Raw genomic sequence first — 22,650 nt, 5'->3', positions numbered from 1 at the left:
TGCCTTGGTGTGTCATCTGTCCTGCCTTTCCATTTGGACAAAACCTAGGGCGAGGTCCAGCAGTTATGCGATAACAATGAGGCTACCCGGGGTCAGGCGCTGCGCGATCCAGCGCAGATGATCGCGGCGGAACGCGACACAGCCCGCGGTGGGATAGCCGGGCCTGCGCCATTGGTGCAGAAAAATCGCCGACCCGCGCCCCGGCACCGCATCCGGCCAGTTCCAGTCGGTCAGCAGGATCAGGTCGTACATCGGGTCGGCCCGCCGCAGCGCCTCGTGGCTGGCGGCATAGGGCGCGCTGACCTGACGGTTGTATTGCGGATCGTCCGGCGCGTCCGACCACAGGTCACCGGGCCGGATCGGTCTGGCCCACCGCGCGGGCCGTGCCATGCGGTCGGGCCGGTAGAGCATCCCGACGATCCGGTGCACTCCGCGCGGCGTGGCTCCGTCTCCCTCGGCTTTCGTATCCGGATCGACCAGCCCGCAGCGCCCGACGGCATGCGGAAACCGGCGTCCCAGAAACCGGACATGGGTCGGCATTACCACCAGATCGTCCGGGCGCACCGGACAGGCTTTCCGTGTAAGTCTGTGCCCAGATGCCGGCAAAGGACCTGCATCCAATGCCTGTTCCGGAAATTGCGCCCGCTTCACAGATCATGCCCCGATTTTGCGGCCTTCGTCGCCAGATAGCCGTGATTGTGCGGGTTCGCACCGACCCGCAGCGGCACCCTTTCGGCCACCGTGATCCCGCAGGATTGCAGCTTGGTGACCTTGGCCGGGTTGTTGGTCAGCAGCCGCACCGCGCCGAACCCCATCCGCCGCAATATCTCTGCTCCGATCCGGAAATCGCGCTCGTCATCCTCGAACCCCAGCCGGTGGTTGGCGTCGACGGTATCGAACCCCTGATCCTGCAGCGAATAGGCGCGCATCTTGTTGGCCAGGCCGATGCCCCGCCCCTCCTGATTGAGGTAAAGCAGCACGCCCTCGCCTGCGTCGCCCATCTGTTGCAGCGCCGCGCGCAGCTGTGGCCCGCAATCGCATTTCAGCGACCCCAGAAGATCGCCGGTGAAACAGGCCGAATGCAGCCGCGACAGCACAGCTCTGTCCCGTGCCGGTCGGCCAATCTCGATGGCGTAATGCTCTTCTGCGCCATCGTCGGGGCGGAAGATATGCAGCCGCCCGGCCTCCGACACTTCCAGCGGCAGGCGGGCGGATATGATTGGGCTGAGCGGCGACAGCCCGGTATCCAGCGCGGCAGAGACAGGCACCACGGTCAGGTCGTGAGCCAGCGCGAATCCGGCGTCCGTCACCGGCAGCACCACAGCTGCAGGCAGCAGCCGCGCCGCCTTGCACAGCGCGATCGCGGCGCGGTGCAGATCAGCCCCGCCGCTGCGCTCCGATTGCAGCGGCCCCTTCATCGGATGCCGCAGATCGTCCGCCGGGTCGGCCAGCGCCCTCACCCAGGCCAGCGTCACATCGGGCGGCAAAACGATCCGCGCCAGATCACCGTCGTAGGCGCGCGCGCGCAACGTCTCCGCCCGCCAGCGTGTCACCGCGATCACGGGCGCGCCGCCCAATCCGCGCAGATCGGCCAACCGCACCGCGTCAAGTGTCTCGGCGGCGCAGACGAGCGCCTGCCCGCCCGCCCCGTCATCCACCACCACCGGCACGCCCATCCGCAGATCGGCCCGCGCCCGCGCCAGTTTTTCCGTCATGTCGGGGCCGAAACTCATGCACCATCGCCTTTCATTTGTTTCATCTTCTAGCCGCTGATGCCCGAAAGTGAAACATAACCCGGCGATATCACACGTCCGTGTGAATTTCCCGCGCCGTCGCTTGTCCCGACCGTGTCTTGGACACAAATTTAGACCAACAGCAAAGGGCTTTCACGATGGCACAACTGAAGAAAATTCTTCTCGTCGACGACGACGACGACCTGCGCGAGGCGTTGGGCGAACAACTGATCATGACCGAGGACTTCGACGTGTTCGAGGCCGACGACGGGGCCAGCGCCATGGCCAAGGCGAAAGAGGCGCTCTACGATCTGGTCATCCTCGACGTGGGTCTGCCCGATACCGACGGGCGCGAACTCTGTCGCCTGATGCGCAAGCAGGGTGTCAAATCGCCCATCGTCATGCTCACCGCGCAGGACAGCGACGCGGACACGATCTACGGCCTTGACGCCGGCGCGAACGACTATGTCTCCAAGCCCTTCAAGTTCCCCGTGCTGCTCGCCCGCATCCGCAGCCAATTGCGCACACACGAACAGTCAGAGGACGCGGTGTTCCAGCTTGGGCCATATACGTTCAAGCCCGCCCAGAAGATGCTGATCACCGAGGACGACAAGAAAATCCGCCTGACGGAAAAGGAAACCAATATCCTCAAGTTCCTCTACCGCGCGACCGAAGGCGTCGTCGCCCGCGACGTGCTGCTTCACGAGGTCTGGGGCTATAACGCGGGGGTCACCACACACACCCTTGAGACGCACATTTACCGCTTGCGCCAGAAAATCGAACCGGATCCGTCAAATGCCCGCCTTCTTGTGACCGAATCCGGCGGCTATCGTCTGGTGGCATGAGATTCGTAATTTCCGCGGGAACCATCCGTGTGACCGTGACGTTACGACACTGAATCCTCCGGTGGCGGGATATCAAAGCCACCATCCTCCCTGTTGGACTTGTCCGGGCCTCCGTGCCCGGACTTTTTTTCCAAGACGTCGCACAGGAACGTTCCGCCCCGGCAGGCGTTGAGCGATAACTGCAACGAACACAGGGATTTTCACCATGAAAACCGCCAAAGACTATCTCGATGCCGCCAATGAAACCGTCCCCAAAATGTCGGCGGAAGAGGCGATCGAAATCCACAAAGCCGGCAACGGCACCTTCATCGACGTGCGCGACAGTGGCGAAATCGCCAAATCCGGCACCATCAAGGGCGCGCACCGCATCACACGCGGCATGATCGAATTCCGCGCCGACCCGGCGATGGAGCAACTCTTCGATCCGGCGCTGAAGGACAAGGATGCGCCCTACTACCTGATCTGCGGCGCCGGTGGGCAGGCCGCCCTGACCGGCAAAACGATGCAGGACATGGGTTTCACCAACGTCACCAATATCGGCGGTTTCCCCGGCTGGAAAGAGGCCGGCGGCCCGACCGAAGACGGCTGAGACATCCGGTAATCCTGACTTGCCAGATCAAGAGATTATGCGGTTATATTTACCGCATAACCTTTTTTTTTGGAGACACATTTATGAAACTTCTCAAAACACTGCTGGCCGGTCTGGTCGCCGCATCCGCATTTGCGTCGCAGGCCATGGCGCAGGACATGGCATGGCGGCTCAACAACCGCTCCGGCGTGACACTGTATGAATTCTATACCTCGCCCACGTCGAATCCCTACTGGGGTCCCGACGGCTTGGGTGCCAATGTCCTGCCCAGCGGATCCAGCGCGACGGTGCTCGTTCCCAACGGCCAGGCGCTGTGCAACTTCGACCTGCGCTTCGTTTTCGTCGACGGCACCGTGATGACCGACCGGGTCAATATGTGCCAGATGGCGTCCTACACGATCAACTGATCGGCGTGAAAACAAGTCGGGACGGGCGCGGGCAACCGCGCCCGTCTCGCGTTTCACGCGACGAAATCGTCGCGCGCAAACCCTTGCAGATACAGCAGCGCCGTCAGGTCACCGTGGTTGATCCGCACGTCGCACTCCGCCTGCACCGCGGGTTTGGCGTGCAGCGCCACGCCGGTGCCCGCAAGCGACAGCATCCCCAGATCGTTCGCACCATCGCCCACGGCCAGCACGTCGGAGGGGGTCAGCCCGCGCGCCTGCGTAATCTCTTCCAACGCCTGCACCTTTGCCGCCTTGCCCAGAATGGGTCGCGCCGCCTGCCCGGTCAGTTTGCCGTCGGCGACCAGCAGGGTATTCGCCCGGTGTTCGTCGAAACCCAGATCGGCCGCGATGCGCGCCGTGAACGCGGTGAACCCGCCCGACACCAGCGCGCAATAGGCCCCATTGGCCTTCATCGTCTGCACCAATGTGCGCCCGCCCGGCATCAACGTGATCCGCTCCGCAAGCACCTTGCCGATCACCGCCTCGTTCAGCCCGGCAAGCAGGCCGACCCGTTCGTCCAGCGCCGCCTCGAAATCCAACTCACCGTTCATCGCCCGCGCCGTGATTTCTGCCACGCGCCCGCCGACGCCCGCTTCGGCAGCAAGCTCGTCGATACATTCCTGTTGGATCATCGTGCTGTCCATGTCGGCCAGCAATACGCGCTTGCGGCGGTTCGCGCTTGGCTGCACCACCAGATCGACACCCTGCGCCTGCAGATCGGCCCAGACATCCCAGCGATTGGCAGGCACCTGTGGGACGGAGAACGCCGCCGCCGCGTCGACACCGAGCCAGACCGCATCGCCGCCGCCCCAGGCGTTGCGCAGGGCCTCCACCAGCGCGCCCGACAGGCCGCCCCCGATCAGTGTCACCGTAAACAAGGCCGCTTCCCCCGCATCGCCACGTCAAAGCCCCGCAAAAGCGCGGCAGCGGTGGTCTAGCGCCAATGCGACGACTGTGAAACCCCGCGCGGGGGCCGTCAGCCGGCGATCTGCAGCGACAGCATCCAGACACCCATCCCCAGCATGACGAGATTCTCCGTCAGTGAGATAAAGCCGAGCGGCACGTTCGATCCACCGCCGACACAGGCGCAGGTCAGTTCGCGTTTGTCGATATAGACGGCCTTGATCACGCTGACCGCGCCGATCGTGCCGATGAATATTCCGACCGGTGCGACCAGCCAGATCAACGCGCTGCCCGTCCCGATCAGTGTCATCATGCCGACACCGGCATAAAGTTCGGCAAAGGGATAGGCATAGCCATAGGGCACGTAGCTCCGGGCCAGCAGGTCGTAACCCAGAAAACCGTTCACGAAACCTTCGATATCCTGCAGTTTCTGAACCGCAAGAACCACCATCGACGTGGCGAAGAACCACTTTAGCCATGTGATGATCGGGAATCCGTCGTAAAAGTTCAGGACGATGGCCAGCGCCATCAGCGCAGTACAGGCGAAAATGGCGATGACCGGGGCATAGGTCGTGTCATCCTTCTCCAGCACCCTGTAGCCAAAATACTTTTTCAGATCGGTATAGCCCCCGATCCGCTCGCCATCGACAAAGGCCTGCGGCGTCGTCTTGACGTCATGTGCCGCCTTGAAGGCTTCGATCTCGGCACGGCTTTGCAGCAGGTTGTCGTCGACGGCATAGCCCTTCCGCTCCAGCATGGATTTCGCCTTGAGCCCGAACGGGCAAAGGTGCCCCGGCATCGCCATGCGGTAAAGAGAGGCCGCCTTTGCCGCCCCTGTGCTTTTCCGACGCGCCGCCTCGGGGCCGTCGATAATATCAGATGCCGTCATGCCAATCTCCGTTCATAAGAGTGCGGGGCCGCCCACGCGGGCGACATCGCACCGAAATACCTGCCATCGCCACGCGCAAAGGTCGCCGCGGCTTTCATGATGCGCCTGTCTCACAATCATTGTATGATTCCGGGATAGCCCGCACCCGCTCGACACATATACCCCTACGGGGTATATGCCAAGGGGTCAGATCAGCAAGGATGCCCGCGCATGAAAGCCAACAGGGAAAAGACACTGAACCGTCTGTCGCGGCTCGAAGGGCAGGTGCGCGGCGTCGCGCGGATGGTCGAGGAAGACCGCTACTGCATGGACATCCTCGCGCAGACGGCTGCAATCAGGTCAGCACTCCTCGGCGTCGAAAAGCTGGTTCTTGAAAATCACGCCGACCATTGCGTCGAGACGGCCATTCAAAGCGGCGACCCGGAGGAGCAGCGCGCAAAGTTCGATGAATTGATCGGGCTTTTGCAAAAGGCTTCGAAATAGGCGGCCGCCTCGCAGTCGCCAAGCTGACCGGCGACCCTGCATTTATCAGTTGCTGTCCTCAAGGCACCGGCATATGTCTGGCGGCGGGACACCCTTCCCCAACGAAGGGCGCATATCTGTGAGGATACCAGAATGGTAACGACGACCACGGCACGCACAGGCGTGTCCAAACCCGACGTGCGGCCGGCAAACCCGCGCTTCTCTTCCGGCCCCTGTGCCAAACCCCCGACATTCAGCCTGGAAACGCTCTCCGACGCACCGCTCGGCCGCTCGCACCGTGCCGCCGTCGGCAAGGCAAAGCTGGCCGAGGCGATCGATCTCACCCGCGACATCCTGGGCGTGCCGGACGATTACCGCATAGGGATCGTCCCCGCCTCCGACACCGGCGCGTTCGAGATGGCGATGTGGTCGCTGCTGGGCGAACGCCCGGCCGAGATGGTCGCCTGGGAAAGTTTCGGCGCGGGCTGGGTCACGGATGTGGTCAAGCAGTTGAAGATCGACGCACAGGTGCATACTGCCGACTACGGCCAGATCGTCGACATGGCCGCGCTGAACTACGACCACGACGTCTGTTTCACCTGGAACGGCACGACCTCCGGCGTGCGCATGCCGCACGGGCGTATGATCCCGGCGGACCGCGATGGGTTGACGCTCTGCGATGCCACCTCCGCCGCCTTCGCGCAGGGCCTGCCGTGGGGCAAGCTCGATGTCACCACCTTTTCTTGGCAGAAGGTCATGGGCGGAGAGGCGGCGCACGGCATGCTGATCCTGAGCCCCCGCGCCGTCGAACGGCTCGAATCCTACACCCCCGCCTGGCCCCTGCCCAAGATCTTCCGCCTCACCAAGGGCGGCAAACTGATCGAAGGTATCTTTCGCGGCGAGACGATCAACACCCCCTCCATGCTTGCGGTCGAAGACTACCTGCAGGCTCTGAAATGGGGCCAGTCCATCGGCGGCCTGCCTGCACTCAAGGCCCGTGCCGACGCCAACGCGCAGGCGATCTTCGACTTCTGCGATGCCAACGACTGGATCGCCAACCTGGCCGAAGACCCCGCCACCCGTTCCAACACCTCCGTCTGCCTGAAATTCACAGACGACCGGATCAAGGATGGTGCCACTTTCGCCAAGGCTGTCGCCAAGCGGCTGGAAACCGAAGGCGTGGCTTTCGACGTAGGCGCTTACCGCGACGCACCCGCAGGTCTGCGCATCTGGTGCGGGGCCACGGTGGAAACCGCCGACATTCAGGCGCTGCTGCCCTGGCTGTCATGGGCGTTCCACGCCGAAATCGCCGACCTGTAATCGAACTTTCGCCAAAAATTCGGCGCTTCCGATTATTCGCCGAATAATCGGCCTCCCAAAGGACACGACAAAATGCCTAAAGTTCTCATCTCCGACAAACTTTCCGACGCCGCTGTGCAAATCTTCCGCGATCGCGGGATCGACGTCGATTTCCAGCCCGATCTGGGCAAGGACAAGGACCTGCTCCTTGCCGCCATCCCGCATTACGACGGCCTCGCCATCCGCTCCGCCACCAAGGCCACGGAAAAGATCATCAAGGCCGCGAAAAACCTCAAGGTGATCGGCCGCGCCGGGATCGGCACCGACAACATCGACAAGGATGCCGCCTCCAAGGCCGGGATCATCGTGATGAACACGCCGTTCGGCAACATGATCACGACCGCAGAACACGCCATCGCCATGATGTTCGCGGTGGCGCGCCAGATCCCCGAGGCCAGCGCCTCTACCCACGCCGGCAAATGGGAAAAGTCGAAATTCATGGGCGTGGAGCTTACCGGCAAGACGCTGGGTGTCATCGGCGCGGGCAATATCGGCGGCATCGTCTGCGACCGCGCCCGCGCGCTCAAGATGAAGGTCATGGCCTACGACCCCTACCTGGGGGAGGAAAAGGCCGAAAAGATGGGCGTGAAAAAGGTCGAACTCGACGAACTGCTGGCCCATGCCGATTTCATCACCCTGCACGTCCCTTACACTGACCAGACCGCCAATATCCTCTCTGCCGAAAACATCGCCAAGACCAAAAAAGGCGTGCGCATCGTCAACTGCGCCCGCGGCGGTCTGGTGGACGAGGACGCGCTGGCCGAAGCCCTGAAATCCGGCCATGTCGCCGGGGCCGCCTTCGACGTCTTCGCCAAGGAACCGGCGACGGACTCGCCGCTCTTCAACCTGCCCAACGTCGTCGTCACCCCGCATCTGGGCGCCGCCACGACGGAGGCACAGGAAAACGTCGCCCTGCAGGTGGCCGAACAGATGTCGGATTATCTGCTCACCGGTGCGGTCTCCAATGCGCTCAACATGCCTTCCGTCACCGCCGAAGAGGCAAAGGTCATGGGGCCGTGGATCAAACTCTCGGGTCATCTGGGCAATTTCATCGGCCAGATGACGGACGAGCCGATCAAGGCGATCAACATCCTGTACGATGGCGCGGTGTCCGACATGAACCTTGGCGCGCTGACCGCCGCCACCATCGCCGGCATCCTGAAAAAGGCGAATCCCGATACCAATCTGGTCAGCGCCCCGATCATCGCCAAGGAACGCGGGATCAACGTTTCGACCACCCGGCAGGACAAATCCGGCATGTTCGACGGCTATATCAAGGTGACCGTCGTGACCGGCAAACGCGAACGCTCGGTCGCGGGCACCGTGTTTTCCGACGGCAAGCCGCGCTTCATCCAGATCAAGGGCATCAACATCGACGCCGAGGTCGGCGCGCATATGCTCTACACCACAAACGAGGACGTGCCGGGCATCATCGGCGCATTGGGCAACACGATGGGCAGCAACGGCGTGAATATCGCGAACTTCACGCTGGGCCGCTCAGCGGCCAAAGGCGAGGCCATCGCCCTGCTCTACGTCGATGAACCGGTGCCGGATGTCGCCATTGCCGCACTGCGGGAGACGGGCTTGTTCAACCAGATCAAACCTTTGTCCTTCGACGTCTGACGAACCGCCCCGACTGCCGGGATGGCGGGCGGGGCGCATTGCCCGGAAGGGCAACAGCGGCGCAGGCCGGAAAGCAACTGACATGATCTATGCCATCGGCGACATCCACGGCCAGAACGATATGTTGGCCCACGCCCTTTCGCTCATCGAAACCGACGGCGGCCCGGACGCCGAAATCGTGTTTCTGGGCGACTACACCGACCGTGGTCCCGACAGCCGCGCGGTAATCGACCGGCTCATCGCCGGGCGTGACGCAGGCCGCAACTGGCATTTCGTCAAGGGTAATCACGACCGTTTCTTTTCCGGCTACGTGCGCGCCGGGCGCGGCCACGATCCGCGCGTGGCCTCCGGCATCCATTGGCTGAACCCGCGTCTGGGCGGCGACACGACGCTCGCGTCCTACGGCTTGACCGGAAAATTCACCTTCGCGCCGCACACCCGTGGCGACCTGCAACAGTTTCTCTATTGCGATACCCCAGACGGGCGGCTGATGCCGGACCAGTTTCGCGAAATGGCGCAGGACTGCGTGCCCGATACCCATCTTGATTTTCTCGACAGCCTGCCGCTGACCCATCTCACCGACGATCTGCTCTTCGTGCACGCGGGCCTGCGCCCCGGCATCGATCTGGCCCTGCAGGACCCGGAAGACCTTTTGTGGATTCGCGATGGCTTTCTCGACAGCGATCACGATTTCGGGCGTCTGATCGTGCATGGTCACACCGCGCTCGACGCGCCGCAGCATCACGGCAACCGGGTCAATCTGGATGGCGGTGCGGGCTTTGGCCGCCCGCTTGTCCCCGCCGTGTTCGAGGGGCGGAACTGCTGGTTGCTCACGGATCACGGCCGCCAGCCACTGACACCCTGACGGCGCTTTCCCCCGACCGCGCAACAGGCTACACCCGCGCAATGCCGCGCCAGTTCGCCACCCTCGCAGACCTCTACGCCCACGGGGCCGACAGCGTCATCGACGTCCGCTCCCCCGCCGAATACGCCGAGGATCACGTTCCGGGTGCCGTCAACCTGCCCGCGCTGTCGAACGCCGAACGGGCCGAGGTCGGCACGATGTACAAACAGGTCTCGCCGTTCCTCGCCCGCAAGCTGGGCGCCTCGCTGGTGCTGCGCAACGTGGCCGATCATATCGCGGGGCCGCTGAAAGACCGGGACGGTGCGTGGCAACCGCTGGTCTACTGCTGGCGGGGCGGCCAACGGTCCGGCGTGTTCACCACGATCCTGACCGAAATCGGCTGGCGCGCCGATACGGTGAAGGGCGGCTATCAAAGCTACCGGCGGCTGGTGCAGGACTATCTTTATGAACAAACGCTGCCGCAACGCCTGATCCTGCTCGACGGCTATACCGGCACCGCCAAGACAGCCCTGCTGCCACGCCTCGCCGTGCGCGGCGTGCAGACCCTCGATCTCGAAGGGCTCGCCCGCCATCGCGGCTCTCTGCTGGGCACCATGCCCGGCGGTCAGCCCAGCCAGCGCGGGTTCGAATCGGCACTGGCACAGGCGCTGGTGTCGCTCGATCCCGCGCGTCCCACGGTGGTGGAGGCCGAAAGCAGCAAGATCGGACGGCTCAACCTGCCACCCGCGCTCTGGTCGGCGATGATCGCGGCCCCGCGTATTGACCTGACCGCGACGCTGGATGCCCGCGTCGCCTATATCGCGCAGGACTATGCCGACATTCTGCGCGACCCCGATACCGTGCGCAAACGCCTCGCCCCGCTGCACCGCATCCGCGGCCATGCCACCGTCGACCGCTGGCAGGCGCTGCAAGACGCGGACGATTTTACCGGACTCGCCCGCGCACTCATGGCCGATCACTACGATCCGTCCTACGCCAAGTCCCGCCGCACGAATAGACACGAGACACTCGCCGAAATCCACGCCGAAACGCTGGACGATACCGGGCAGGAAAGAACGGCGGACGCGATTGCGGAAATCATCAGTCGCGCAGAATGATAACGCCCGCATCGTTCGTCAATTCTCCAATAATCGCAGATCGATACCCGGCGTTCTCCAAGTTCTGCATCAGCTTCTCCGCCGAAGCCTCTGGCACCGCAGCCAAAAGCCCGCCCGCGGTCTGCGGATCAAACATCAGATCGACCAGCGGACTTTCCGCGACATTAACCATATCGACACCCGCGCGGTTGGCGGGATAAAGGCTGGACCTTACGCCCGCCTCGGCCAGTTTCAGCGCGCCCTGCATCAGCGGCACTTGTTCCAGGACGATCTCCGCACCGGTGCCGGAGGCGTCGCAAATCCCAGCCAGATGTCCCGCAAGACCGAAACCGGTCACGTCGGTCATGGCGTGGGCGCCCTGCAAAATCTCTGCCGCCTTGCCCTGCGGTTGCTGCATCAGCGCCAGACAGGCGGCGACATCGGCCCCCGCCGCCTGCATCTGCATCTCCGCCGCCATGATCACGCCAGAGCCAAGCGGCTTGGTCAGGATCAGCACGTCACCAGGACACCCGCCCGCCAACGTGATCGGTGTGCTGTCCGCCAGCCCCGTCACCGTCAGCCCGATCGTCAACTCATCCCCGACGGAGGTATGCCCGCCGACGATCGCGGCCCCGGCCGCGCGCACGACGCCGCCGACCGCCGCCATCACCTCGCGCAGCGTGCGGCGTTGGAGTTCGTCCGACAGACGCGGCAGGATCAGATTCACGGTCACCGCTTGCGGTACCGCCCCCATCGCCCAGATATCGCCCAGCGCATGTACGGCGGCGATTCGCGCCATGACCACAGGATCATGGGTCAGCGCACGCAGATGGTCGGTGCTGATCACCTGCCGCGCACCACCTATCTGCAACAGGGCCGCGTCGTCGCCCGGCAGATGCGTAACATCGCCCCGATCCGTCGGCGGCAGATCGGCCAAGACAGCCCCCAACGCCGCACGGCCGACCTTAGCCCCGCAACCACCGCAAAGCGGCCCATCGCCCAGCGCCTCCGCCACGCCGTTCGCCACCGTCAGTGGCACGTCAGGCACGGCCATCGCGGGCAAGTCAACAAACCTGTTCATGAACTTGCGGTCGATATGATCCTTCCACCGCCACATCAGCGCCCCGGACCAGGCCCGCCCGAACCGTTCCGCCAGTGCCGATTTGCCCCCGAGCGAGATCAGCTTCAGATAATCCTTTTGCGGATAATAGCGTCGCAGATCGCCCCCCGACAGCACGGCGCGCAAGTTGTCCAACAGCACAGGTGCCTGCCGCACGGCATAGACACCCGCCTTGGGTCGCGGGTCATAGGCCAGATGCGCGCAGTCACCGACGGCAAACACCGCCGGATCGCTCGATCGCAGGGTCGGGCGGACCGTGACGAAACCGTCGTGCAGGTCCAGCCCGGTGTCTTCCAACCAGCCATAAGGCTTCGCCCCCGCCGCCCCGGTCACGAAATCCGCCGCGATCAGGGTGCCATCGGCCAGAACGGCCCCCTTCGCGGTCACCTTCGTCACATCCGCGTCCGCGACGATGCGCACGCCCATCTCGTCCAATGCCGTCAGCATTTTGGTCCGTGCGGCCTCTCCCAACGCCGACAGCACGGGCCCCCGGTCGATCAGTTGCACCGATGGCGTGTCGTGTCCGTCCTGCCGCAGCACGTGGGCCATCGCCATCGCCAGTTCCGCCCCCGCGACACCGCCACCGATGATCGCGACGCGCGGGTCCGTGACAACCGCGCGGTACGACGCCCAGCGGCTGGCGAAGTCCCCCAACGGCTTGGCCGGTACGGCGTGACCCGCGAAACCGGCGAGATCCGGCATCGTACTTGTGATCCCGATATCGAGCGATGCAACGTCATAGGCCACCGGCGGACGCCCTAGCACGGTGATCAGGCGCGCCGCGCGGTCGATCCCGGTCGCCGCCCCGGTGACGATCCGCGCATTTGCGAAACGCGCCAGTTGCACCAGATCGATATCCAGTTCGTCGCGGTCATAATGACCGGCCACGAATCCCGGCAGCATCCCCGAATAGGGGGCCGTCGGGCCGGGGTTGATGAGAGTGACGCGCACCCCGGGCAAGGGGTTCATCGCCCAGGCCCGCAGCACCAGCGCATGTGTATGCCCGCCACCGATGAGGACAAGATCGCGGGTCTTGGGGAGCGTCGTTTGCATGGGTCCGGTCTAGCGGTGCCGCCGTCAGGGGGCCAGCCAGTTCGTGACCCAATCACCACCCTGTGACGGATCGCGCCGCGCCAGAGCGCGCTGATGCGGCGTATGCAGCGACACCACGTCGATGGACACCACGGCACAGCGCAGCACGGCGAACTGATCCGCGTTGGACAGCTTGCGGTAGTCGACCGGCCCGGCGATCACGCTCCCCGGTGCAGGCGCGACGCCGTAGCTGACCCGCGACGTATCGGGAACCGCGGCCCAGCGGTCCGCGACCTCTGCACCGGTCAGGATCGTCACCTCGGCCTGCAATCTGATCTGCAACCGCAGGGCCGCGTCCCAGAACAGCAGCGACGTGCGCGGCACCGCCTCAAGGCTCGTCACCTTACCGGATGCGGCGTCGGTATAGACCTCGACCATACCCTGCGTCCGGTCGGCGGCGCGCAAAACCACGCTGCGCGACTCCGGCCAGCCATCGGGGCTGATCGTCGCCATGCCGATCACCGACCGCTCCGCTGCGCCCGCCTCAAGCAGGTCCCAGGCCTTGTCGATCAGATCGTCAAGCGATTTCAGCCAGTTATTCATATCCTGTCATCTCCAGATACCCGATCCCGGCGTGGCTGCCCTGCACCGTTACCGGTCCCTCCCAATAAGGAACCGAGGTTGCCATCCAAGCGTCTGGATTGATGGCCTGCACGGTGATGTCAACGCCCTTTTCCGGCAATGTCACCTGCCACGTGACCGGCACGTCGTGTCCCGCAGTCGCGTGTGTGTCCAGCGGCGTTGCGGCGAACTGACCAGGGGCGAGGGCCTGCGCCGTCCCGTCCACCGCGATCCACGTACCGGAGGTGAAATCGGGACCGTCCGATTGCCGCAGCACGAAGCCCATCAGCTTGTCGCCGGTATCGAAGGACAGCGAGAACCAGTCCCAACCGGTCTGGTTCTCTCCCAGCGGCTGCGAAGACCATTCGCGGTCCAGCCACGCCTGTCCGGTCACGGCGATGTCGCCCTCGGGCAGGCGCAGGGTGCCGTCGATGCTGTAGTAGGGCTGGGAATAGTAATAGGACGCCTGCCCCCCGGCGGATTTCACCGAAAACCCCGCGTCGCCATGCAGCACAAGCGGGCCTCCGGCGGTCAGTGCCATATCGTAGGCAAATTCCGGCCCGCTGGCGCGCAGCGACAGGGCGTCGAAGGGTCCTGCCATCTCCCAGTCGTCGATCCATGCTGCGAAAGGCTCTGCCGTGACACCGGCCTGCCCGATCCCGCCGCGGGCCAGACGTTCGGCCACAAAATGCAAATCGGGGGTCGTGACCGCGGCGTGGCCCATCCAGACCTGCGGCGCCGACCACCCTGCCCCGGCTTCCGGCGCGAGGGCGCTGCGAAACAGGGTCCATTGCAATCCGTAGGGTGTGCCGTCGGCCCCCTGCAGGTTGGCGGTCAGATACCACCACTCGATCCGGAAGTCGTAATGCGGGCCGTGGTCGCGCGGGAACTGCAACACGATGCCACGTTCCGGCACGGTGAACCCCTCTGCCGTGGTGCCCAGACCCGCGAAACCCTGTGCACTTGCGCAGAACGGCCAGAGCGTCAGCAGGAAGATAAAGACCCTAGCGCGCATTGGAGAACACCTTGAGCAGTGTCGCGGGCGGCGTGCGCGCCAACCGGCGGGCGGGCCAGAGTGCTGCCAGCGCCGCCGCGATAACCGCAAAGACACCCAGCCGCGCATAGTCGAACGGGAAGAAATAGAGCGGCAGCTTCCACCCGAAGGCCGCGACGTTGACGATCGACAGCAGGGCCCAGGCCAGCGCCAGCCCCAGTGGCAGGGCGACGACCGCCGTGAGGGCCGCCAGCATGACGGCGCGGACCAACTCTAGCCGCCCCAGTTCGGCCCGTGTCATGCCGACGGCCCAGGCCGGTGCCAACTGCGGCAAGCGCATCGTCGCCAGTGTCAGCAGGCTCATCAGTATCGCAAACCCCGCCACCGCAAGGGTAAGCACATTGAGCGCGGTCGTGACGGTGAAGGTTCGGTCGAAAACGGCCAGTGAAAAGGCCTTGATCCCGGCCTGGTCGATCACGTTCGTCTCGGGCAGCGCCAACGTCTGCTCCAGATCGCGGCGCAGCGGCGCAACCACATCCGCCGCCATCCGCAGGCCAAACCGCTGCGGCGTCACTTCGGGGAACAGACGCGCAAAGGGCGCCTCGTCGATCAGGGCCTGCCCGATCGGGTTGCCGTAGTCACCATAGATCCCCGCGACGTCGAACAAGTCGCCCGCGATGTCTAGCCGCGCGCCGACGGCGATCCCCGCCCGCCGCGCCAGTTGTTCGTTGATCACGATGGCGGTGCCGGATGCCACAGCATCCCAGGCGTCGGGCATGCTTTGCAGGAAGGTCCAGTTGTCACGATAGGTGGCATGATCGCGCCCGCCGAACACATCCGTGGGCCCCCCCCTCACGTCGACCTGCGCCGACTGGATCGGCAGCACGGCATCGACCCGCGGTGTCACGAAGTCCACGATCCGCTGTGCCGTGGCATCGTCATCGGCATAGACATACAGCTCTGACGCAAGGCGCTGGTCCAGAAATCCGACGAAGGTCAGCCGAAAGCTCGATACCATGGTGGACACGCCGACATTCGCCGCCATCGCCAGCAGCAGCGCCATCAGCGCGAGCGACAGTCCCGGCAGTTGCTGGCGCGTATCTGCCCAGAACCATTGCCGTTTCACCGACATCGCTCGCGCTTCGGCAGCGGCCAGCACCCGGTCGAGGACCAGCGGCAACGCCAGCGCCGTCCCGATCAGCAGTGCCGCCAGCAAAGCGAATCCGGCCAGCAGCCCGTCGGCGACCACAGCGAGAACGGCAGCCACGGCAAGCAGGCAAAGCGCCAGAACACCCTGCACGGCTGCCCGGCGACCGGCCGCCATGGCCATCGCGCGGGGGTGTCCTGCGGCAAGCAGCGGCAGGCGCGCCAGTTGCCACAGCGCGGCGCTCGCCGCGATGGCCGTTCCACCGACGGCGATGGCAAGTCCCGACAGCCACCATGACGCGCGCAACTGCAGGGTCCCGGCGACTTCGGCCCCGTAAAGCCCCTGCAGCGTCGCGGCCACATCCGGCAAAAGTACGGCCGCGACACCGTATCCGATGGCCACCCCGACGCCCCCGGCAAGGACGGCGAGCACAAGCAGTTCAAAGGCGGTCAGGGCCATGATCGTCCGCAACGGCATGCCCAGCGCGCGCAGGGTCCGCACCACGGGCCGCCGCTGCTCGAACGCGAGCCCGATGGCCCCGTTCACGATAAAGATGCCCACAGCGAACGACAGGAAACCGAATGCGGTCAGGTTCAGGTGAAAGCTGTCGGTCAGCTTGGCCACGTCGCTCGGACTCTCCGCCGCGCGCTGCACCAGGTCGGGCGCGATCCCGTCCAGCGCCGGGCGTCCAAGCGGCTGATCCTCCGTCACAATCAGGAAATCAACCTCGCCCGGCCGCCCCAGAATCCGCTGCGCGACACCGATATCGGCGTAGGCCACATCTGGCGCAAAGTCAGCCACTTGCACTTTCTCGATCTCACGAAGGTCACCGAGGCTGTCGAGCGTTGCACTATTCGCATAAACCTGCCCGGCCTCCGAAATGAACCGCGCGATGTCGCCACCGTCCGCAACCGCGACCGGGCCGATACCGCGTGGCGCGGTGAGCGGCTCGACCCCGACAAGACGCACGGAACCGACACGCCCCTCGATCACCGGGCTGACCAACCACCCCGCGCGACGCAAGGTCACGAATGTTTCCAGTGTCATCGACGCGCCGTCGCGGCGCAGGATACGATCAAAATTACCTTCGCCAAGCGTTTGCGCGGCGGCGTCATAGCTCGCGCGGGCCTCTGCATTGACGGCCTGCACACCCGACCACAGCGCCGTGGCGAGCGCGAGGCCGCCGAACAATGTCAGCAGTTGCAGGGGATTGCGCCACCAGTGCGACAGCAGCGCGCCAAGACCTGCGGCGATCATGCCACCTGCCCCGCCGCCAGATGCAACCGTCGTTCCATCCGCGCGGCCAGCCTGTCGGAGTGGGTCACCAGCAGCAGCGCGGCACCGGTATCGGCGACCAGTTGCAACAGCAGGTCCATCACGTCGCCCGCCGATCCTTCATCGAGGTTGCCGGTGGGTTCGTCCGCCAGCACCAGCCGGGGGTGCGGCGCAAGCGTCCGTGCAATGGCCACCCGCTGCTGTTGCCCGCCGGAAAGTTGCTCGGGGTATTTGCGCAGATGCGCCGTCAGCCCCAGCCGCTCCGCCAGCTCTGCCGCCCAATCCGCATCGTGGGTCCCGGCCAGACGGGCCTGAAACGCGATGTTGTCGGCCACGCGCAGGCTGGGGATCAGGTTGAACTGCTGGAACACCACGCCCACCGTCCCGCGCCGCAGTGCCGCGCGCCCGGCGTCGCCCAGCCCGCCGATATCCGTGCCGTCGATCAGGATTTCGCCGTCGTCCGGCGTGTCCAGCCCGCCGATCAGGTGCAGCAGCGTGCTTTTGCCCGATCCCGATTCACCCGTCAGCGCCAGCGTCTCGCCTGCATCCAGCGTCAGCGACACGCCGCGCAGCACCTCGAAAGCGGCCTCTCCGGTAGTGAATGTCTTGCGCAGGTCGGTGACGGTCAGCAGCATTGGGGCCCCTTTCGGCCCTGACCTAACACAGGACAGGCGGGCGAAAAGGGATCACAGCGGGAAAATCCGCTCCCGCGCAAATCACGCCCCCTCACCCCGCGATCAATTCGATCCGGTTGCCGACGGGATCGGCGGTGAAGGCGCGCCGCACCTCCGGCAGCTTGTCGTCCCACAGCACGTCATGTCCCGCCTGCGACAGCCGTGCCGTCAGATCGTCCAGATCTGCCACGACAAAGGCGGGATGCGCCTTGGTCGCAGGCGCGAAGGCGGGGTCGACGCCGAAGTGCAGCTGCAATTCACCCGCCGTGGCCCAGAACCCGCCGCGCCCGGCCAAAGCCGCGGGCTTTTCAACAAGCGCACATCCCAGAATGCCGCAGTAGAAATCGCGCATCGCCGCCTCTGCCCCCGCGGGCAGGGCAAGCTGGATATGGTCGAGGGACAGGATCATCGCACCGCTCCATTGTGGACTCGGGCCGACCATGCCTGCCCGCGCGCGCCGTCGCAATGACCCAACGTCGGGCTGTCACGGGCGCGATCCTGAGGTAGGCTACCGCAAACGCACCTGAAAGGGAGACACCATGACCGAAATCGTCATTCTGGGCGGCGCCCGCACGGCCATCGGCACCTTCGGCGGCGCGCTGGCCGGCACGCCCCCGATCGACCTCGCCGCCGCCGTCAACACGGCCGCCATGGAACGCAGCGGCGTGGAGCCAGCTCAAATCGGCTCCGTCGCCTTTGGCCATGTCATCAACACCGAACCGCGCGATATGTATCTCTCGCGTGTGGGCGCGATGCAGGCTGGCGTGCCGGACAGCGTGCCCGCGATGAACGTGAACCGCCTCTGCGGTTCCGGCGTGCAGGCGGTGGTTTCCATGGTGCAGGCGTTACAGCTTGGGGATGCGGATTTCGCGCTGGCGGGCGGTGCCGAAAGCATGAGCCGCGCGCCCTACATCATCTCCGACCAGCGCTGGGGCGCAAAGATGGGCAACGTCCGCACGCAGGACATGATGCTGGGCGCGCTGCACTGCCCCTTCGGCACCGGCCACATGGGGGTAACGGCGGAAAACGTCGCCGCCGAAAATGGTATCAGCCGTGCCGAACAGGATGCCTTCGCCGCCGAAAGCCAGCGCCGCGCACTAGCCGCGATCGAAGCGGGCTATTTCAGGGAGCAGATCACGCCGGTGCAGGTCCGCGTGAAGCGCGACATGGTGGATTTCGACACCGATGCCCACCCGAAAGAAACGACAGAAGACACGCTGGCCGGTCTGCGCCCCGCCTTCCAGAAGGACGGGACGGTGACGGCGGGCAATGCCTCCGGCCTCAACGACGGGGCGGCGGCCGTCGTGCTGGCGCGGGCCGACGCGGCGGAAAAAGCGGGGCTCTCGCCCGCCTTCCGCGTGCTGGGCTATGGCCATGCCGGTGTCCGGCCCGAAGTCATGGGCATCGGCCCGGTGCCCGCCGTGCAGAACCTGCTGGCCCGCACCGGCCTGACGGCGGCGGATTTCGATGTGGTCGAAAGCAACGAGGCTTTTGCCGCACAGGCGCTCGCCGTCAGCAAGGACCTGAACTTCGATCCCGCCCGCGTGAACCCGAACGGCGGGGCCATCGCGCTGGGGCATCCGGTGGGGGCGACGGGAGCGATCATCACCGTCAAGGCGATGTACGAACTGCAGCGCATCGGCGGCAGGCGCGCGCTGATCACCATGTGCATCGGCGGCGGCCAAGGCATCGCGCTGGCCATCGAGCGGCTCTGATAACCCGCCCTCGCAGCGCACTGGCCCTTCCCTTCTTCTTCTGGTCGAAAATACCTTGGGGGAGTCTGCCGCAGGCAGACGGGGGCGAAGCCCCCGCCCCGGCGACGCCACGCAAGTGGCGGCGCAATCCCTCTGACCGGCCCTGCCCCACACACTTGACGCGACGGGGTTTAGCGGCGACCCAAGGCACATGACCGCCCTGCCCATCGACAGTGTCCTGCCGGACCTCATCGCCGCCCTGCGGAGCCACCGGCGCGCCGTGCTGCAGGCTCCGCCGGGGGCGGGCAAATCCACCCGCGTGCCGCTTGCGATGCTGGACGCAAACCTCACACCCGGCAAGATCGTGATGCTGGAGCCACGCCGCCTTGCGGCCCGCGCCACCGCCGACAGGCTCGCCGATCAGCGGGGCGAGGCACCGGGCAAAACCGTCGGCTACCGGATGCGCGGCGACAGCGTGCCGGGCACGCGCATCGAGGTCGTGACGGAGGGCATCCTGACCCGGATGATCCAGAGCGACCCTGAACTCACCGGCATCGGTGCGGTGATCTTCGATGAATTCCACGAACGCAGCCTCAATGCCGATCTGGGCCTTGCGCTCACATGGGAGATCGCGCAGGCCCTGCGCCCTGACCTGCACCTGCTGGTCATGTCCGCCACGCTTGATGCGGCGCCTGTCGCCGCCCTGCTGGATGACGCGCCGATCATCACCGCAGAGGGCCGCGCCTATCCGGTGACCACCCACCACCTGCCCCGCGCCGTGCCACTGGGCACCCGGCTGGAACAGGCCACTGCCGATCTTGTGACGCAGGCCGTGGCTGAAACCACCGGCGGCGTGCTGGTCTTTCTGCCCGGCGAGGGCGAGATCAGGCGCACGCAGGCGCTGCTGGACCTGCCCGCCGACTGCGTCATCCGCCCGCTTTACGGCGCGATGCCGTTCAAAGACCAGCGCGCCGCCATCGCGCCGGTGCAGAGCGGCCGCAAGGTGGTGCTGTCGACCGCCATCGCCGAAACATCGCTTACCATCGCCGATATCCGCGTGGTGGTGGATGCGGGCCGCGCCCGCCGCGCGCGTTTCGATCCCAACTCCGGCATGTCGCGGCTGGTCACCGAACGGGTCAGCCGAGCGGAGGCGACGCAGCGCGCGGGCCGGGCGGGTCGCGTGGCTCCCGGTGACGCCTATGTGCTTTGGACGAAGGGCGAGGAAGGCGCGCTGCCCGCCTTCGCCCCGGCGGGGATCGAGGTGGAGGATCTGACCGGCCTGGCCCTCGATCTGGCGCAATGGGGCAGCCGCGACCTGCCGTTCCTGACCCCGCCGCCGCCCGGCCCGATGGCAGAGGCCACAGCCCTGCTCACGTCGCTGGGCGCGCTGGACACAACTGGCGCGATTACCCCGCACGGGCGCGCGCTGGTCGATCAGCCGCTGCACCCGCGTCTGGCGCATATGCTGGTGAGTGCTGGGCGACAGGCGGCACCCTTGGCGGCCGTTCTCGCAGGCCGCGACCCTCTACGCGGCGCGCCCGTCGATCTGGCCCTTCGCATCGCTGCCCTGCGCCCGCGCTATGACGGGCCGGGGCAGATCAACGCCGGTGCCGTGGCGCAGATGCGTGACGAGGCAAGGCGCCTCGCGCGCGGCCTGCCCGACAAAGACCCGCTGTCGCTGGGTGCGATGGCCGCACTGGCCTACCCCGACCGCATTGGGCTGCGCCGCAAGGGCGACGCGCCGCGTTATGTGCTGTCTGGCGGCAAGGGGGCCGTGCTCGACGCCGCCGACCCGCTGGCAGGCCAGCGCCTGATCGTCGCCACCGATCTGGACGGCGACACCCGCGAGGCGCGGATCAGGCAGGCGACAACCATAACCGAGAGCGAACTGCGCGATCTCTTCGCCGACCGGATCGCCTGGGACGATGTTTGCGCATGGTCTCGCCGCGACAATGCGGTGTTGACCCGCAGGCAGGAACGCCTTGGCGCGCTGGTGCTGGATGACCGCACGTGGCCGGATGCCCCGGCGGATGCGGTCGCCCGCGCTATGATCGACGGCGTGGCGCAGTTGGGCTTGCGGTTGACGCCCGCCGCTACCCGGTTCCGCGCCCGCGTGATGCTGACCCGCGATACCGACCCCACGCTGCCGGATATGTCGGATGAGGCACTGATGGCGACCCTTGAAGACTGGCTGCTGCCCCACCTGTCCGGCGTGCGGACTGCCGCCGACTGGAAGCGCTTTGATGCTCTGACCGCGCTCCGTGCCATGCTCGACTGGGACCAGACCCAACAGGTCGACCGGGCCGCACCACCGCATTTCACCACACCGCTGGGCCGCAAGGTGCCGATCGACTATGACGCGACACCACCCGAAATCACGATCCGTCTGCAGGAACTTTTCGGCGTCACCACCCACCCCACCGTGGGCGGCACGCCGTTGAAGGTGGTTCTGCTGTCACCGGGGCAGAAACCGGTGCAGGTCACCACCGATATTCCGGGCTTCTGGGCCACGTCCTACGCCGACGTGCGCCGCGACATGCGCGGGCGCTATCCGCGTCACCCCTGGCCCGAAGACCCGACGCAGGCCGTACCCACCCTGCGTGCAAAACCGCGCGGTACCTGACAGGAACGCCGATGCGGCAGCGCGGCATTTGCAAGTTATCCACAGGGGTGTTATGCTTAATTTAATAAACACAACCTATTTGGCAGGTTATGATGTCCTTGTTTACGTTTCGCGCCCTTTGGCGCGACCATATTCTGCGCTTGTTTCGCCGCCCGAAGGGTCTGCAACTGGCAGCCCTGTGCCACCGCGACGGCAAGAACGGCAAGGAGGTGCTTTTGATCTCCTCTTCCCGGGGCCGCTGGATCCTGCCCAAGGGCTGGCCCATCGACGGCAAGACCGCCGCCGAAGCCGCCCAGCAGGAAGCCTGGGAAGAAGCGGGGGTAAAGAAATGCCACGTCGGCAAAGATGCCGTCGGTAGCTTCCTCACCGAAAAGCGGTTCGATGACGGCCGTGTCATGCCCTGCGAGATGAAAGTCTTTTCCGTCGCGGTCAAGAAAATGTCCGACGACTACCCCGAGGCCGACCGCCGCAAGCGGATCTGGGTCTCTCCCGACCGCGCCGCCGAAATGGTCGACGAAGGCGCGCTGAAGTCGATGTTCGCACGGCTTTGAACCCCGAACGGTTCGCCGGTGTGAAGGATACACGTTGGCACCTATCGGCGACGGTGACAATTGCATGGTGCGGTGCGACCACCCCAGATCGGGAACAACGACCCGTCGGCCACTTTCTGTAACTTTTGC

The 22,650-nt window shown here is 65.4% G+C and carries 21 protein-coding genes; 11 read left to right on the top strand and 10 right to left on the bottom strand.

Annotation, left to right across the window (positions count from 1 at the left end; all coding sequences use genetic code 11):
- Positions 1-63: 63 nt before the first annotated feature.
- Both AC04PH_RS15955 and ribA read right to left on the bottom strand, forming a co-directional pair.
- The gene (locus AC04PH_RS15955) at positions 64-564 is read right to left on the bottom strand and encodes a L,D-transpeptidase family protein (protein ID WP_483066811.1); all 501 of its coding nucleotides are present in this window, start codon (positions 562-564) and stop codon (positions 64-66) included.
- 83 nt (positions 565-647) lie between these two features.
- Positions 648-1,733: a GTP cyclohydrolase II gene (ribA, locus tag AC04PH_RS15950; RefSeq protein WP_483066810.1), complete on the bottom strand. Its 1,086-nt coding sequence runs from the start codon at positions 1,731-1,733 to the stop codon at positions 648-650.
- A gap of 158 nt (positions 1,734-1,891) precedes the next feature.
- Here ribA and AC04PH_RS15945 point away from each other — a divergent pair, with 158 nt between their 5' ends.
- The 3 genes from AC04PH_RS15945 to AC04PH_RS15935 all read left to right on the top strand — a co-directional run bounded on the left by AC04PH_RS15945 (position 1,892) and on the right by AC04PH_RS15935 (position 3,574).
- Positions 1,892-2,578, top strand: coding sequence for a response regulator transcription factor (locus AC04PH_RS15945; RefSeq protein ID WP_483066809.1), 687 nt, complete (start codon positions 1,892-1,894; stop codon positions 2,576-2,578).
- A gap of 205 nt (positions 2,579-2,783) precedes the next feature.
- Positions 2,784-3,167, top strand: a complete 384-nt coding sequence (locus tag AC04PH_RS15940; RefSeq protein ID WP_483066808.1) for a rhodanese-like domain-containing protein — start codon at positions 2,784-2,786, stop codon at positions 3,165-3,167.
- An 83-nt stretch (positions 3,168-3,250) separates the two neighbouring features.
- Complete coding sequence (locus tag AC04PH_RS15935; RefSeq protein ID WP_483066807.1) at positions 3,251-3,574, top strand: hypothetical protein; 324 nt, start codon at positions 3,251-3,253, stop codon at positions 3,572-3,574.
- 53 nt (positions 3,575-3,627) lie between these two features.
- On the opposite strand, the gene serB is transcribed toward AC04PH_RS15935, so the two are convergent.
- A complete protein-coding gene (gene serB, locus AC04PH_RS15930) occupies positions 3,628-4,491 on the bottom strand; it encodes a phosphoserine phosphatase SerB (RefSeq protein WP_483066806.1) in 864 nt (287 codons plus the stop codon).
- A 98-nt stretch (positions 4,492-4,589) separates the two neighbouring features.
- Positions 4,590-5,405 carry a MauE/DoxX family redox-associated membrane protein gene (locus tag AC04PH_RS15925; RefSeq protein WP_483066805.1) on the bottom strand — a complete coding sequence of 272 codons (816 nt, stop codon included), beginning with the start codon at positions 5,403-5,405 and terminating at the stop codon, positions 4,590-4,592.
- 210 nt (positions 5,406-5,615) lie between these two features.
- Here AC04PH_RS15925 and AC04PH_RS15920 point away from each other — a divergent pair, with 210 nt between their 5' ends.
- The 5 genes from AC04PH_RS15920 to mnmH all read left to right on the top strand — a co-directional run bounded on the left by AC04PH_RS15920 (position 5,616) and on the right by mnmH (position 10,811).
- Entirely contained in the window at positions 5,616-5,888 is a 273-nt protein-coding gene (locus AC04PH_RS15920) for a metal-sensitive transcriptional regulator (protein ID WP_483066804.1), read from the top strand.
- Positions 5,889-6,020: 132 nt separating this feature from the next.
- The gene (locus AC04PH_RS15915; RefSeq protein WP_483066803.1) at positions 6,021-7,187 is read left to right on the top strand and encodes a phosphoserine transaminase; all 1,167 of its coding nucleotides are present in this window, start codon (positions 6,021-6,023) and stop codon (positions 7,185-7,187) included.
- 72 nt (positions 7,188-7,259) lie between these two features.
- Complete coding sequence (serA, locus tag AC04PH_RS15910) at positions 7,260-8,849, top strand: phosphoglycerate dehydrogenase (RefSeq protein ID WP_483066802.1); 1,590 nt, start codon at positions 7,260-7,262, stop codon at positions 8,847-8,849.
- 82 nt (positions 8,850-8,931) lie between these two features.
- Positions 8,932-9,714, top strand: a complete 783-nt coding sequence (locus AC04PH_RS15905; RefSeq protein ID WP_483066801.1) for a metallophosphoesterase — start codon at positions 8,932-8,934, stop codon at positions 9,712-9,714.
- A gap of 41 nt (positions 9,715-9,755) precedes the next feature.
- Positions 9,756-10,811, top strand: coding sequence for a tRNA 2-selenouridine(34) synthase MnmH (mnmH, locus tag AC04PH_RS15900; RefSeq protein WP_483066800.1), 1,056 nt, complete (start codon positions 9,756-9,758; stop codon positions 10,809-10,811).
- On the opposite strand, the gene selD is transcribed toward mnmH, so the two are convergent.
- From selD to AC04PH_RS15870, 6 genes are all read right to left on the bottom strand, one after another.
- Complete coding sequence (gene selD, locus AC04PH_RS15895; protein ID WP_483066799.1) at positions 10,795-12,963, bottom strand: selenide, water dikinase SelD; 2,169 nt, start codon at positions 12,961-12,963, stop codon at positions 10,795-10,797. The genes mnmH and selD overlap by 17 nt on opposite strands.
- Positions 12,964-12,987: 24 nt before the next feature.
- Positions 12,988-13,545: a pyridoxamine 5'-phosphate oxidase family protein gene (locus AC04PH_RS15890; RefSeq protein WP_483066798.1), complete on the bottom strand. Its 558-nt coding sequence runs from the start codon at positions 13,543-13,545 to the stop codon at positions 12,988-12,990.
- Positions 13,538-14,578 carry a lipocalin-like domain-containing protein gene (locus AC04PH_RS15885; RefSeq protein ID WP_483066797.1) on the bottom strand — a complete coding sequence of 347 codons (1,041 nt, stop codon included), beginning with the start codon at positions 14,576-14,578 and terminating at the stop codon, positions 13,538-13,540. Before AC04PH_RS15885 ends, AC04PH_RS15890 begins: the two co-directional genes overlap by 8 nt.
- Positions 14,568-16,961, bottom strand: coding sequence for an ABC transporter permease (locus tag AC04PH_RS15880; protein WP_483066796.1), 2,394 nt, complete (start codon positions 16,959-16,961; stop codon positions 14,568-14,570). The genes AC04PH_RS15885 and AC04PH_RS15880 overlap by 11 nt, the downstream gene beginning before the upstream one ends.
- Positions 16,958-17,614, bottom strand: coding sequence for an ABC transporter ATP-binding protein (locus tag AC04PH_RS15875; RefSeq protein ID WP_483066795.1), 657 nt, complete (start codon positions 17,612-17,614; stop codon positions 16,958-16,960). Before AC04PH_RS15875 ends, AC04PH_RS15880 begins: the two co-directional genes overlap by 4 nt.
- A gap of 91 nt (positions 17,615-17,705) precedes the next feature.
- Positions 17,706-18,062 carry a VOC family protein gene (locus tag AC04PH_RS15870; RefSeq protein ID WP_483066794.1) on the bottom strand — a complete coding sequence of 119 codons (357 nt, stop codon included), beginning with the start codon at positions 18,060-18,062 and terminating at the stop codon, positions 17,706-17,708.
- Positions 18,063-18,192: 130 nt separating this feature from the next.
- On the opposite strand from AC04PH_RS15870, the gene AC04PH_RS15865 reads away from it, so the two are divergent.
- The 3 genes from AC04PH_RS15865 (at position 18,193) to AC04PH_RS15855 (ending at position 22,521) form a co-directional block, all read left to right on the top strand.
- Entirely contained in the window at positions 18,193-19,368 is a 1,176-nt protein-coding gene (locus AC04PH_RS15865; protein WP_483066793.1) for an acetyl-CoA C-acyltransferase family protein, read from the top strand.
- 190 nt (positions 19,369-19,558) lie between these two features.
- Positions 19,559-21,970 carry an ATP-dependent helicase HrpB gene (gene hrpB / locus AC04PH_RS15860; protein ID WP_483066792.1) on the top strand — a complete coding sequence of 804 codons (2,412 nt, stop codon included), beginning with the start codon at positions 19,559-19,561 and terminating at the stop codon, positions 21,968-21,970.
- 92 nt (positions 21,971-22,062) lie between these two features.
- Complete coding sequence (locus AC04PH_RS15855; RefSeq protein WP_483066791.1) at positions 22,063-22,521, top strand: NUDIX hydrolase; 459 nt, start codon at positions 22,063-22,065, stop codon at positions 22,519-22,521.
- Positions 22,522-22,650: the final 129 nt, after the last annotated feature.

It is taken from the genome of Yoonia sp. KMU-150 (assembly GCF_056858355.1).
Note: the sequence above shows the minus strand (reverse complement) of the source record. Positions and strands in the feature narration are given on the sequence as shown.